The 12,870-nt window shown below is 68.8% G+C and carries 9 protein-coding genes; 5 read left to right on the forward strand and 4 right to left on the reverse strand.

Features of this window, described 5'->3' with window-relative positions:
• Window positions 1-40: 40 nt before the first annotated feature.
• Window positions 41-946 (reverse strand): DMT family transporter, encoded by a 906-nt coding sequence (locus BMZ69_RS23880; RefSeq protein ID WP_092161524.1) that lies wholly within the window; start codon window positions 944-946, stop codon window positions 41-43.
• A gap of 185 nt (window positions 947-1,131) precedes the next feature.
• Between BMZ69_RS23880 and BMZ69_RS23885 the strand changes: the two genes are divergently transcribed.
• The 4 genes from BMZ69_RS23885 (at window position 1,132) to BMZ69_RS23900 (ending at window position 5,985) form a co-directional block, all read left to right on the forward strand.
• Window positions 1,132-2,691 (forward strand): D-alanyl-D-alanine carboxypeptidase family protein, encoded by a 1,560-nt coding sequence (locus BMZ69_RS23885; RefSeq protein WP_092161526.1) that lies wholly within the window; start codon window positions 1,132-1,134, stop codon window positions 2,689-2,691.
• Window positions 2,692-2,720: 29 nt separating this feature from the next.
• Window positions 2,721-3,638, forward strand: coding sequence for an EamA family transporter (locus BMZ69_RS23890; protein WP_092161528.1), 918 nt, complete (start codon window positions 2,721-2,723; stop codon window positions 3,636-3,638).
• 6 nt (window positions 3,639-3,644) lie between these two features.
• The gene (locus BMZ69_RS23895; RefSeq protein ID WP_092161530.1) at window positions 3,645-4,766 is read left to right on the forward strand and encodes a CobW family GTP-binding protein; all 1,122 of its coding nucleotides are present in this window, start codon (window positions 3,645-3,647) and stop codon (window positions 4,764-4,766) included.
• A gap of 121 nt (window positions 4,767-4,887) precedes the next feature.
• Complete coding sequence (locus tag BMZ69_RS23900) at window positions 4,888-5,985, forward strand: GNAT family N-acetyltransferase (protein ID WP_092161532.1); 1,098 nt, start codon at window positions 4,888-4,890, stop codon at window positions 5,983-5,985.
• Here the strand turns inward: BMZ69_RS23900 and BMZ69_RS23905 are convergent.
• The 3 genes from BMZ69_RS23905 to BMZ69_RS23915 all read right to left on the reverse strand — a co-directional run bounded on the left by BMZ69_RS23905 (window position 5,957) and on the right by BMZ69_RS23915 (window position 9,549).
• Window positions 5,957-7,573, reverse strand: coding sequence for an acyl-CoA synthetase (locus tag BMZ69_RS23905; protein WP_092161534.1), 1,617 nt, complete (start codon window positions 7,571-7,573; stop codon window positions 5,957-5,959). The two genes, BMZ69_RS23900 and BMZ69_RS23905, sit on opposite strands and share 29 nt — an antisense overlap.
• Window positions 7,574-7,825: 252 nt before the next feature.
• Window positions 7,826-8,890 carry an ABC transporter substrate-binding protein gene (locus BMZ69_RS23910; protein WP_244543506.1) on the reverse strand — a complete coding sequence of 355 codons (1,065 nt, stop codon included), beginning with the start codon at window positions 8,888-8,890 and terminating at the stop codon, window positions 7,826-7,828.
• Window positions 8,891-9,075: 185 nt separating this feature from the next.
• Window positions 9,076-9,549: an Lrp/AsnC ligand binding domain-containing protein gene (locus tag BMZ69_RS23915; protein WP_092161536.1), complete on the reverse strand. Its 474-nt coding sequence runs from the start codon at window positions 9,547-9,549 to the stop codon at window positions 9,076-9,078.
• A gap of 113 nt (window positions 9,550-9,662) precedes the next feature.
• Here BMZ69_RS23915 and putA point away from each other — a divergent pair, with 113 nt between their 5' ends.
• Window positions 9,663-12,755 carry a bifunctional proline dehydrogenase/L-glutamate gamma-semialdehyde dehydrogenase PutA gene (putA, locus tag BMZ69_RS23920; protein ID WP_092161538.1) on the forward strand — a complete coding sequence of 1,031 codons (3,093 nt, stop codon included), beginning with the start codon at window positions 9,663-9,665 and terminating at the stop codon, window positions 12,753-12,755.
• Window positions 12,756-12,870 lie beyond the last annotated feature (115 nt).

Below are 12,870 nucleotides of genomic sequence, written 5' to 3' on the forward strand. Positions count from 1 at the left end.
GATCGCGCGGCGTGTCAAGCGCGCGGGTTGCGCCCCCGCCCTACCCGACAGACAGAACGAGTAGGACGCCGACGCCGGCGACGATCATCGCCATGCCCAGGAGTTCGCGCCAGCTCGTACCTTCAGCGAAGATCCGGCGCGAGGCGATCTGCGCCAGCGGCACCTCGACCAGCGCCAGCGTGCGGACATTGGCCGCCGTCGTCAGCGAGAAGCCGAGGAACCAGCATTGCGAGGCGGCGGCGCCGAGGAAGCCGGCAGTGAGCGAGCGACGCCAGTTGCGCAGGCTGAGGATCAGGGCCTTGCGATTGGCCGCGAGCATATAGAGGGTCAGGATCAGGGTCTGCAGCGCCAGGCCCAATGCGAGGATCGTGGTCGCCCGCATCAGGAAATGCCCTTCGGGCAACGCCTGGATCGCGCCGCGGAAACCGATCGCCGAGAGTGCGAAGGCGGCACCGGCACCGATGCCGAGCGCCGCCGGGCGCATTCCCGCGGCGCTGAGCCTGTCGCCCGGCTTCCATGACATCAGCACGACACCGGCGGTGGCGACGACGATCGCCGCGAACTTCGTCCAGCCCAGCGCATCGCCGAGCAGCGCGGCGCCAAAGAGCGCGACCTGCACCGGCTCGGTCTTGGTGTAGGCGGTCGTGACCGCGAATGAGCGTTCGCGCATCGCCGCCAGCATGAGAGCCGTCGCGAGGATCTGGGTCAGCGCGCCGAACACGGCGAAGCCGAAGGCGCGCAGATCAGGCATCGGCGGCAAGGCGCCGCTGGCGAGGCAGAACAGGACGAGGAAGATCAGTGCGAAGGGCAGGCCGAACAGGAAGCGCACCTGCGTCGCGCCGACGACGCCGATCACCTCGGTCAGCGAGCGCTGGGTCAGGTTGCGCGCGGTCTGCAGCAGCGAGGCGGCGAGCGTCACCGGTATCCACAAGAGGGTGAAACTCACGCGCCGAGACTCCGAAGAAAACCTGTCCCGCTGCTTTGGACCGCCATGCAGCGCTAGGCAAATCACCCGATGAAGGGTAGGTATGCGTCATCAGCGAGGCAGGATTGTCGTCCGCCGTCTCGAAAATGCCTCAAGCGTCGCGTTGAAGCCCCAGGCCCCGCCAAGACAGGTTCAGACCTCAGCCGATGATCTCGTTTCGCCTCGCCGCCGGCGCCACGCTCGCCACGTTCCTCGCTGCCGCCGTCCCGGCTGAGGCCGGCACGAGCATCGTCGTCGACGCCTCGAGCGGCGCCGTGCTGTCGAGCGAGAACCCGACGCAAGCCTGGCATCCGGCCTCCACCACCAAGATGATGACGCTCTACCTCGCGCTCAAGGCTGTGCGCGAGGGCAGGCTCGGTCTCGAGACCGCGATCCCCGCCTCGAAGCTCGCCGCCAGCCAGCCGCGGGTGAAGGTCTATATCCGGGCCGGCCAGGAGGTCACGCTCGACAACGCCATGCGCATCATGATGGTGAAGTCGGCAAACGACATCGCCTATGTCATCGCCGAGGGCGTCGGTGGCAATGTCGAGACCTTCGTCTCGATGATGAACGCCGAAGCCCGGCGCCTCGGCATGTACGACACCCATTTCGTCAATCCGAACGGCTGGCACCATCCCGACCAGCAGAGCAGCGCCCGCGACCTCGCCGTGCTCGCCATGGCGCTGATGAGCGAGTTCGGCCAATACTCCGACTACTGGAACACCGGCGCGGTCCAGCTCGGCAAGCAGGTGCTGAACAACACCAATGGCCTTGTCGGCCGCTATTACGGCATCAACGGCATGAAGACCGGCTTCGTCTGCGCGTCCGGCTTCAACGTCGTCACCACCGCCACGCGCAATGGCCGCACGCTGATAGCCGTCGTCCTGGGCGCCAGCTCCGGCGCGGAACGCACCGTCAAGGCGGCGCAACTGCTCGATGACGGCTTCGGCAAATGGGGCGGCTTCGGCGGCGGCAGCATCGCCAGCATGCCCGCCGGCAATGGCGGGCGCGCCTACAGCATCTGCGACAGCGTCCGCCGCGGCGGCCATGCCCTCGGCGACGATGTCGATACGTCCGGGCCGATCAGCTTCGTCTCGGTGAACAACGGCGTCGGCGGCAATGCCGAGGGCACCTCCGATCGCTTCGCCGTGGCCGCGCCCCAGGCCGGCGCTTCCGGCTCGGTGCTGACGCGCGCGCCCTCCGGCCGCATCACACTCGGCCCGCGCGCCAAGTTCGATCCGTACCCGGTCTCCTTCGGCCGCACGCCAGGCTCGGCTTCGGCGCCGCTTGCCGCCAACGCCGTGGCCAAACCCGATACACAGGTCGCGCGCGAGACGATCCAGCCTGGCGCGCCGGTCGCGGCCGGCCTCGCCGCCGGCAATCGCACCTTCTCGCGCAATGGCGCGATCCCGCCCTCCTCCTCGGCCTTCGCGCCGGTCGCGCCGACCCCTGAGGAGCGGCCCGCTGCCGCCGCGCTCGGTTCCAGCCCGATGCGCCTGCAGGGCGCGATCCAGCCCGGCGCCGCGACGCCAGCCAGCCTGCGCCCGGGCGCGGCCGCCGGCATCAAGGCCGCTAACAAGCCGGCCGCCAAGCCGCTGCTGACCAAGCCGAAACAGGAGAAGGCCGCTCCGGCCAAGGCCAAGCCGAGCCAGGCCCAGGCCAAGCCGCTAGCGAAGCCGCCGGCCCGGCCGGGTGCGAAGCCGACTGCCGCCAAGCCCGACGCCTGATCTCGAGACCTAAGACCGAGGACTGCAACGTGCAGGAGCGCAGTGCATCCTCGGTCCAGCAAGGCCTTGCCCTGGCGCTCGCCTCCGCAGCGGCCTTCGGCACCAACATCGTCAGCGCCCAGCTCGCCAGCCAGGCTGGGCTGAGCGGCCCGCTCATCGTCTTCTACCGCGTCTTCCTGATGCTGGCGCTCGTCATCGGCGCCGCTCTTCTTTGGCGCGCGAGCCTCGCCGTGCCGCGCCATCGCTGGCCGGCCCTCGCTTTGTTCGGCCTGAGCACGGCGCTCACCGCCTGCGCCTATCTCTCCTCGGTCGCTTTCCTGCCGATCACGGTAGCGGCCGTGGTGTTCTACACCTTTCCCATCCTGATCGTGCTCGCCGAGCCGTTCCTTACCCCGGCCCGCTTCAGCCTCGACCGGATCGTGATCACGCTTGTCGCCTTTCTCGGCGTCGCCATGGTGGTCGGGCCCGACTGGCATGGGCTCGACCCGCGCGGGCTTGCACTTGCCCTCGCTGCGAGCGTTTTCGCCGCGGTGCAGTTCTTCTCGGCAGCACGCTGCGGCGATACCGGGACCGTGCCGAAATTGTTCTGGTCGCATCTCGTCATCCTGCCGGTGACGCTGGCGATCCTCGCCCTCACCGGGCTGTTCCAGTCCCCGTCGGCCCTGATGCTCGCGCCGGTCGCGGTCGCGATCACGATCGGCGGCTACCTGATCGGCTTCCTGCTCCAGGTGATGGCGCTCGCCCGCGTCGCACCGGGGCCGGCCGCGCTCGCCTTCTGCGCCGAGCCCGTCTTCGCGGTAGCAATCGCCGCTGTCTTCCTCGGCGAACGGGTCGGCTCGCTGCAATATGCCGGTGGCGCCCTTGTTGTCGCCGCGATCATCGCCAATGTAATATTGGAACAAAAGCGAGCCCGTCGACTGCCGGCGGTGGCCGCGCCCGGAACCTGAGCCCCGATGTCCGAGCAGCCTGTCCGTCCCGAGCCGACCCCGCTGACGCTGCTGACCGGCTTCCTCGGCTCCGGCAAGACCACCCTGCTAAACCGCCTGCTCAAGGACCCGGCGCTGTCAGACACTGTGGTGCTGATCAACGAGTTCGGTGAGATCGGCCTCGACCATCTCTTCGTCGAGGGGATCGAGGACGGCATGATCCTGCTCGCCTCGGGCTGCCTGTGCTGCACCATCCGCGACGACCTGATCGTCACGCTGGAGGACCTGCTGCGCCGCCTCGACAATGGGCGCATGGCGCCGTTCAGGCGGCTGGTGATCGAGACGACGGGCCTCGCCGACCCCGCGCCCGTCCTCAACGTCCTGATCAACCACCCCTATCTCGCCATGCGTTTCAAGCTCGACGGCGTCGTCACGCTGGTCGACGCGGTCAACGGCATGGCGACGCTCGATGCTCATCCTGAAGCGCTTCGGCAGGTGGTCGCCGCCGACCGGCTGGTCCTGACCAAGACCGACATCGCGACAGACGCGCGGGCCGTCGAAGCACTGCGCAAGCGGCTCGGGGAGCTCAATCCCGGCAGCGCGATCCTGTCGCCCGATGCCCCGGCCGAGGCGATCGTCGGCGCCGGCCTCTATGACATCGCTGCGCGCCCGGACGAACTGCGGCGCTGGCTCGCGGCCGGGACGCCGCAGGGTCACGATCACGACCACCATCACGATCACGATGACGCCCACGGCCATCACCATCATGGCCATGGCCACCATCATCACGACGTCAACCGCCACGACGCCAGCATTCGCGCCTTCACCCTGACCGCCGAGACGCCGATCCGCGAGGCGACCTTCGACCTGTTCTGGACCCTGCTGCGCTCGACCCACGGCGCCAGGCTGCTGCGGCTGAAGGGCTTGGTCGCCCTCGCCGAACACCCGGAAGGGCCGCTGCTCGTCCATGCCGTCCAACAGATCCTGCATCCGCCGGTGCTGCTGCCGGCTTGGCCCGATGCCGACCGGCGCTCGCGCCTGGTCCTGATCGTCAAGGATCTGGAAGAGGAGACGGTCGCCCGGCTCTGGTCGGCCTTCCTCGGCCGGCCCGCTCCGGCCCAATCCGAACCTCACCACCATCACGCCTGACCGGCCCCCACCGGCCCGCTTCTTGGTTCGTCAGGGGCAGACCACTGCTCCACCCCGTGCCCGCGTGCCGATCCGGCACGAAAGCGCGCCGAAGCGGAGCGAGCCGCGAAAGGGCTGCGCCATGCCGAACCTCGCCGCGTCCCTGGTTGCACCGGACGAGACGCCGCCGCAGCGGAGCCGTGCCGTCGCCTCCGGCCCGGCCGGGCTCTCGATCGAAAGCCGCCCGTTCGCCGCCTGTGCCACCATCGAGGCCGAATGGCGCGACCTCGCCGCCCGCGCCATCGAGCCGAACCCTTTCTTCGAACCCGACTTCGCCCTTTCCGCCGCACAGCATCTCGTCGACTTCCGCGGCACACCCGTCCTGCTGCTCTGGGACGGCACGGCTACATCGCGGCGCCTGCTCGGCTTCGTCCCAGCCCGTCTCCAGCGCCGTTTGCTCGGCCATGACACGTTGATCGGCTGGAGCAATTCGCGCCTCGGCCTCGCCACGCCGCTGATCGACACGGAGCAGGCGGAACGCATCATCGCCGCGCTGCTGCATGCGCCTGGCCGCTGGGGCCTCGCCAACACGCAGAACCTCCAGCTGCATCGCCTCGATCTCGGCGGGCCGCTCCTCGACGGCATGCTGCGGGTCGCCGAGCTCACAGGCCACGCAGCGGCGCTCGAGCCGGCACCGACGCCGCCGGCCAGCACCGGCGGGCCGGAGCTGGCTGCGCTGCGCCATGGCCTGTCGCGTCACGGCAAGCTCGGCTTCGCCGAATCCCGCTCGCGCCAGGAGTTGCGCGACATGGTCGAGCTCCATCTGGCATTGGAGGCGTCCGGTTCGCTGGGGCGCGCCGGCGGCGCCGCGCTGCAGGACATCCGCGAGAGCGCCTTCCTGCGCGCCATGACGCGCAACCTTGCCCGCAGTCATCGCTGCCGGGTCGGCCTGCTGAGCCTCGACGACGTGCCGGTCGCCAGCGCGATCCTGATCGGAAAGGGCCCGCGCCTCTGGCTCTATTGCGGTGTGGAGGACGACCGCTTCGCCAGCTTCGCGCCACTGGCCCAGCTCGTCGCCTGGCTCGGCCGGCGCAGTCGCCAGCGCGAGATCATCGGCGAGCTCCCGGGCCCGCATCTCGTCACCGCACCGCAGCGGCTCGGCGATATCCGCCTCACCGTCACGGCAACCGCCGCCCGCCGCGCGCCCCTCGTCACCCGGCGTCGCGCAGCAGCCGCCTGATGATCTTGCCGGTGGTGGTCATAGGCAACTCCTCGCGGAACTCGATCTCGCGCGGGTATTCATGCGCCGCCAGCCGCTCGCGCACGAAGCCCTGGATCTCGGCGACGAGCTGCGGCGAGGCCTCGTGGCCGGCCTTCGGCACGATGAAGGCCTTGACGATCTCGGTCCTCAGCGCGTCAGGCTTGCCGACCACCGCCGCGAGCGCCACGGCCGGGTGGCGCAGCAGGCAGTCCTCGATCTCGCTCGGCCCGATCCGGTAACCGGAGGAGGTGATGACGTCGTCGTCGCGGCCGACGAAGCGGATATAGCCCTCGGCATCCTCCGAGCCCTGGTCGCCCGTCGTCATCCAGTCGCCGATGAACTTGGCCTGCGTGGCCTCCGGCTTACGCCAGTAGTGCAGGAACATCACCGGATCGGGCCGGCGCACCGCGATCTGGCCTTCCTCCTCCGGCGCGCAGATGCTGCCGTCCGGCCGGATCACCGCGACCTCATGGCCCGGCACCGCCTTACCGATGAAGCCCGGCTTGACCACGCCGATCTCGGCGCAGGAGGCGAGCACGAGGTTGCATTCGGTCTGGCCGTAGAACTCGTTGATCGTCAGGCCGAGCTTCTCGCGGCCCCAGGCCAGCGTCTCGGCCCCCAGTGACTCGCCGCCCGACGCGACCGTGCGCAACTTGAGATCATAGTGCCCGCGCGGATTCTCGACCGCGCGCAGCATGCGCAGGGCCGTCGGCGGGATGAAGCAATTGCGCACGCCGAGATCGGCCATCAGCCGGAGTGCTTCATCGGGATCGAACTTGGCCGTCGGTCGCGCCACGATCGGCACGCCGTGATGCAGCGCCGGCAGGAGATTGTTGAGCAGGCCGCCGGCCCAGGCCCAGTCCGCCGGCGTCCAGATCAGGTCGCCCGCCTGCGGCAGGAATTCATGCGGCATCTCCACGCCCGGCAAATGGCCAAGCATCACCCGGTGACCATGCAGCGCACCCTTGGCGTTGCCGGTGGTGCCGGAGGTGTAGATCATCAGCGCCGGATCGTCGGGCCCGCTGTCGATCGGTGCGAAATCTTCAGCCTCGGCTTCGAGCAGCCGCGCCAGCCCCTCGGCCTTCCCATCCGGCCCATCGGCCGAGATCACCAGTTCGAGATCGGGCAGCTTCTCCTCGATCTGGCCGAGCTTCGATAGGCCGGCAGCGTTGGTGATCAGCGCCTTCGCCCCGCAATCGCGCAGTCGATAGGACAGCGCGTCCGCGCCGAACAATGCCGCCAGCGGCACCGCGATCGCGCCGAGCTTGTAGGCCGCCATATGCGCGATCGGCACCAGGCGCCCCTGCGGCAGCAGGATCGCGACCCGGTCGCCCTCGCCCACACCGCGCTTGCGCAGCGCATTTGCAAGGCGGTTCGACTGCGCCCGCAATTCGCCATAGCTGACCGGAACGACCGACCAATCCGGCTGCACTTCCAGGATCGCGACCTTGCCGGGATCGACCGCCGCCCAGCGGTCGCAGCAATCGACGCCGATGTTGTAGCGCTCCGGAATCCGCCAGCGGAAGGCGGCGCGCAGGCGCTCATAGTCGCGGATGTCGGGAAGCATGCGGCAGGCCCTTGCTCGGAATCTGTTCGCCCTCTTCAAGCCCTCATCCTGAGGAGCGATCGCAGATCGCGTCTCGAAGGATGCTCCAGGAGGCTCCGGAACCGACTGGAGCACCCTTCGAGACGCAGCCTGATGGCTGCTCCTCAGGATGAGAGCTGAGAGAGTTCAAACGTGCTCTGTCTCAGAGGGCGCGCACGATAAGCGAAGGCCAAACGCATTGTCACCTTGGCCTAAAGTCAACTGCTCAGCCGGTCAGAACGCGCGCTCGGCCTCCGCCGGCAGGAAGCCCTCGGCGAAGGCGTTGCCCGCCTTCGCCTTGTCCTTGAAGGGAAAGGTCAGCCCGATCTGGTCGAGCCCCTTCTGCCAGCGCGCCCTGTCGATGCCGCCGAAGCCGTGCGCCTTGACGGTCGGGGTCATGACATAATGGTCGAGCGCCATCTTCAGGCGCTCCAGCTCGATCTCGGGACGGGCGCCTTCATTGCGCTGAAGCACGCCGGCGATCGCCGCCTCCGGATCGGCCACGACGTCGCGGACGCTGCGCGTGATCGCGCGCAGCAGGCCGCGTACCGCCTGCGGCTTTTCGGCGAGCAGTTTCGGCGAGACGATGACGGCGTTGCCGTAGAGCTCGATTCCGTGATCGGCCATCAGCAGCATGACGATGTCGTCGGCCGGCACGCCGCGCGCCTTCAGATTGATCAGGGAGGTGTGGGCGAAGCCGAAGATCGCGTCGAGCTCGCCCGACGCCAGCATCGGCTCGCGCACCGGGAAGCCGACATTCTCGAGCTTGATCTTGGCATCGTCGATGCCGTTGATCTTCTTGAATACCGGCCATTGCGCGAAGGCGCCGTCGGCGGCGGGAGCGCCGAGCTTCTTGCCTTCGAGACTCCTGGGGTCGCTGCTGATGCCGCGGCTCTTGCGCCCGACGATCGCGAAGGGCGGCCGGTCATAGACCATCATCACCGCTTTGAGATCGGCAGCCGGCTTCTCGTCGCGGAAGCGGATCAGCGAATTCACGTCGCCGAAACCGGCCTCGAACTCGCCGGTCGCGACGCGCGGAATCGCTTCGCGCGAGCCGGTCCCCGCCTCGATCGTGACGTCGAGCCCTTCGTCGCGGAAATAGCCCTTGTCCAGCGCGGTGAGGAACAGCGCCGCCGGTCCCTCGAAACGCCAGTCGAGCGTGAAGCGCAGCGGGATCGAAGCCGCGGCGACGGGCGCATTGTGCAGCCCGGCCCAGGCGGCAAGACCGGTTCCAGCGATAAAACGCCCGAACCCGCGCCGGGAGATCGGCGCGCCAGGCAGGGGCATGGCAACGGACATGGCAAACTCCGGAGCGACCATAGCCGACACGGACGCAATGCCGTCTCCGACGGGGCTCATGGAGCACCATACCGGAGACGCAACGCAACCAAGACCTCCCTAGGCGGCAGGTCAAGCGTCAACAGGGCGAGATCGCGGCGAAATCGCGGAAATGGTTACGTTATCCTGTGGCAGTGCCTATCCCGTCACAGCGGCAGCGCACCATCGGTCTTGACCTCCTCCATCACCGCATAGGTCCGGGTCTCGCGGACGGCCGGCAGCGCCAGCAGCACCTCGCCGAGGAAGCGGCGATAGGCGTTCATGTCGGCGACGCGGGTCTTGACCAGATAATCGAAGCCGCCGGCGACCATATGGCATTCCAGCACCTCCGGCGCCCGCTTCACCGCCGCGGCGAAGCGCTCGAAGGCATCGGGTGTCGTCTTGTCGAGATAAACCTCGACGAAGACCAGCAGATGCAGGCCGAGCTTCACCGGATCGAGGGTGACGCGATAGCCCGTGATGTAGCCGTCGCGCGCCAGCCGCTTCAGCCGCTCGCCTGTTGCGGTCGGCGACAGCCCGACCTTCTCCGCCAGCTCGACGCCGGCGGCGCGACCATCGTTCTGGAGCAGAGCGAGCAGGCGCCGGTCGGTTCGATCGAGAGCCGTACTATTCTCTGCCATATCAATTTCCTGCGGGATAAATCACTATATATTTGCCGAAATCTCCATTGATATCCAGCCCGCTTGCGATGATTCTGCAGATCATCCCGCCGCCGAGACCCGGAGCCCTTTCCATGGCCGCCCCTGCGCCCGTCTTCCACGCCCCCTATGCCGAGAACGATGCCGCGATCGCCGGTCACCTGCTCTCCGGCGGCCGTCGCGATCCGCTGGCCAAGGCGAGGATCGATGCCCGCGCCACCTCGCTGGTCGACGCGATCCGCACCCGCAAGGTCGGCTTGGGCGGCATCGAGGAATTGCTGCGCGAATACTCGCTCTCGACCAAGGAAGGCCTCGCGCTGATGGTGCTGGCCGAGGCGCTGCTGCGCGTGCCCGACGCCGCCACCGCCGACCGGCTGATCGAGGACAAGCTCGGCCAGGGCGACTTCGCTCATCACGAATCCAAGTCCGACGCCTTCCTGATCTCGGCCTCGTCCTGGGCGCTCGGCATCACCGCTCGCATCATCCAGCCCGGCGAGACCCCGACCAGCATCATCGGCAACCTCTCCAAGCGTCTCGGCCTGCCGGCCGTGCGCACCGCGACGCGCCAGGCCATGCGCGTCATGGGCAATCATTTCGTCCTCGGCCAGACGATCGAGGAGGCGCTGAAGCGCGCCCGCTCCGGCTCGGGCAAGCTCTACCGCTATTCCTTCGACATGCTCGGCGAAGGCGCCCGCACCCAAGCCGACGCCGAGCGCTACTACGCCTCCTATGCCGACGCGATCGACGCCATCGGCCGCTCCGCCGGCAACGACCGGCTGCCGAACCGCCCGGGCATCTCGGTCAAGCTCTCGGCCCTGCATCCGCGCTACGAGGCGACGAACCGCGAGCGCGTGCTGGCCGAGCTGACGCCGAAGGTGATCGAGCTCGCCCGCCAGGCCAAAAAGTACGATCTCAACTTCACCGTCGACGCCGAGGAGGCCGACCGGCTCGAGCTCTCGCTCGACGTCATCGCCGCTGTCATGGCCGACGCCTCGCTCGCCGGCTGGGACGGTTTCGGCCTCGCCATCCAGGCCTATCAGAAACGCGCCGCCGCGGTGATCGACCACATCGCCGCTCTCGCCGAGACCTATGACCGCCGCCTGATGGTCCGACTGGTCAAGGGCGCCTATTGGGACACCGAATTGAAGCGTGCCCAGGAGCGCGGCCTGCCCGACTATCCGGTCTTCACCCGCAAGGCGATGACCGACCTCAACTACGAAGCCTGCGCAAAGCAGCTCCTCAGCCTTCGCCCGCGCATCATCCCGCAATTCGCCACCCATAATGCGCTCACCGTCGCGACCGTCGCCGAGCTCGCCGGCGACGCCGAGAATTTCGAGTTCCAGCGCCTGCACGGCATGGGCGAGGCGCTCTATGAGCGCCTGCTGCAGTCGGATTCCGCTTTCGCCTGCCGCACCTATGCCCCGGTCGGCGGCCATCAGGACCTGCTCGCCTATCTCGTCCGCCGCCTGCTCGAGAACGGCGCCAACTCCTCCTTCGTCTCGGTCTCCGGCGACCCCGACGTGCCGGTCGCGACGCTTCTGGTGCCGCCGGCCGACATCATCGGCACACCGAGCGCCGCCCGCCATCGCCGCATCCCGCTGCCGGCCGAGCTGTTCGGGCCATCCCGCCGCAACTCCGCCGGCGTCGAGCTCGGCGATGCCGCCAGCCTCGCCAGCCTGCTCGCCGAGATCCACGCCGCAGCCGCCAAGCCCGTGCCCGAGGCCGTGCCGCTGATCGACGGCAAGCCCGGCACCGGCACCGCCCGCGACGTGCTCTCGCCGATCGACGGCAGGCCGGTCGGCCGCGTCACCGAGGGCGATGCCGCCAGCGCCGAGAAGGCGATGGCTGCCGCCAGGGCCGGCTTCCACGCCTGGAACGCGACGCCCGCCCGCAACCGCGCCGCCTCGCTGCGCCAGGCCGCCGACCTGATGGAGGCGCGCCGCGGCCCGATCCTGGCGCTGCTCCAGTCCGAGGCCGGCAAGACGCTGGACGACGCCGTCGCCGAACTCCGCGAAGCCGTCGACTTCCTGCGCTATTACGCCGCCGAGGCCGAGGCGAAGTTCGCCGTGCCGACCGCGCTTCCCGGCCCGACCGGCGAGGACAACCGCCTGATCCTGCGCGGCCGCGGCCCGTTCGTCTGCATCGCGCCCTGGAACTTCCCGCTCGCGATCTTCGTCGGCCAGGTCGCAGCCGCGCTGGTCGCCGGCAACAGCGTCGTCGCCAAGCCGGCACCGCAGACCCCGCTGATCGCCGCGCTCGCCGTGCGCCTGCTGCACGAGGCCGGCATTCCGAAGACCGCGCTGCACTTCGCCCCCGGCGACGGCAAGCTCGGTGCGGCGCTGGTCGCGCACAAGGACGTCGCCGGCGTCGCCTTCACCGGCTCGACCGCGACCGCCCGCGCCATCAACCGGGCGCTTGCCGCCAAGGACGGCCCGATCGTCCCGCTGATCGCCGAGACCGGCGGCCTCAACGCCATGATCGTCGACGCGACCGCTTTGGCCGAGCAGGTCGCCGACGACGTCGTGCTCTCCGCCTTCCGCTCGGCCGGCCAGCGCTGCTCGGCTCTGCGCCTGCTCGTCGTGCAGGAGGACGTCGCCGACAAGATGGTCGAGATGATCGAGGGCGCCGCCCGCGAGCTCACCTTAGGCGACCCCCGCCAGATCGAGACCCATGTCGGCCCGGTGATCGACGCCGCCGCCAAGCAGCGCCTCGACGCCCATATCGCCGCGATGCGCTCGGCCGGCCGCGTGACCTATGCCGGCACGACGCCGGATTTGCCCGGCACCTTCGTCGCCCCGCACATCATCAGGCTCGACAAGGTCGCGGACCTCGCCGCCGAGCATTTCGGCCCAATTCTGCATGTCGTGCGCTGGAAGGCCGGCCAGCTCGACACGATTCTCGCCGAGATCGAGGCGACCGGCTACGGCCTGACCTTCGGCCTGCATTCGCGCATCGAGGCCACGGTCGAGCGCGTCGTCGACCGGCTCTCGACCGGCAACATCTATGTCAACCGCAACATGATCGGCGCGGTCGTCGGCGTGCAGCCCTTCGGCGGCCACAGCCTGTCGGGCACCGGCCCCAAGGCCGGCGGCCCGAACTACCTGCCCCGCTTCGCCACCGAGCAGACGGTGACGATCAACACCGCGGCGGCCGGTGGCAATGCCAGCCTGATCGCGATGGGGGAGTGACTAGCCCCCTCTCCCCTTGCGGATTTCTCTGCGAAAGGGTTCTGGCTTTGAGGTTTGATTGCTGATTCAGTTGGCCTGATCGGAGCGGGATGATCGGCATGTCGGATCAGATGTC

It is taken from the genome of Allobosea sp. CRIB-10, from assembly GCF_900112185.1.
In the GTDB taxonomy this organism is placed as follows: Bacteria; Pseudomonadota; Alphaproteobacteria; order Rhizobiales; family Beijerinckiaceae; genus Allobosea.

What these genes read in the sequence shown, in the direction of transcription:
- BMZ69_RS23905 (WP_092161534.1), bottom strand. Translation starts at nt 7,573, where the DNA reads ATGCTTCCCGACATCCGCGACTATGAGCGCCTGCGCGCCGCCTTCCGC.
- BMZ69_RS23915 (WP_092161536.1), bottom strand. Translation starts at nt 9,549, where the DNA reads ATGGCAGAGAATAGTACGGCTCTCGATCGAACCGACCGGCGCCTGCTC.
- BMZ69_RS23910 (WP_244543506.1), bottom strand. Translation starts at nt 8,890, where the DNA reads ATGTCCGTTGCCATGCCCCTGCCTGGCGCGCCGATCTCCCGGCGCGGG.
- putA (WP_092161538.1), top strand. Translation starts at nt 9,663, where the DNA reads ATGGCCGCCCCTGCGCCCGTCTTCCACGCCCCCTATGCCGAGAACGAT.
- BMZ69_RS23895 (WP_092161530.1), top strand. Translation starts at nt 3,645, where the DNA reads ATGTCCGAGCAGCCTGTCCGTCCCGAGCCGACCCCGCTGACGCTGCTG.
- BMZ69_RS23885 (WP_092161526.1), top strand. Translation starts at nt 1,132, where the DNA reads ATGATCTCGTTTCGCCTCGCCGCCGGCGCCACGCTCGCCACGTTCCTC.
- BMZ69_RS23900 (WP_092161532.1), top strand. Translation starts at nt 4,888, where the DNA reads ATGCCGAACCTCGCCGCGTCCCTGGTTGCACCGGACGAGACGCCGCCG.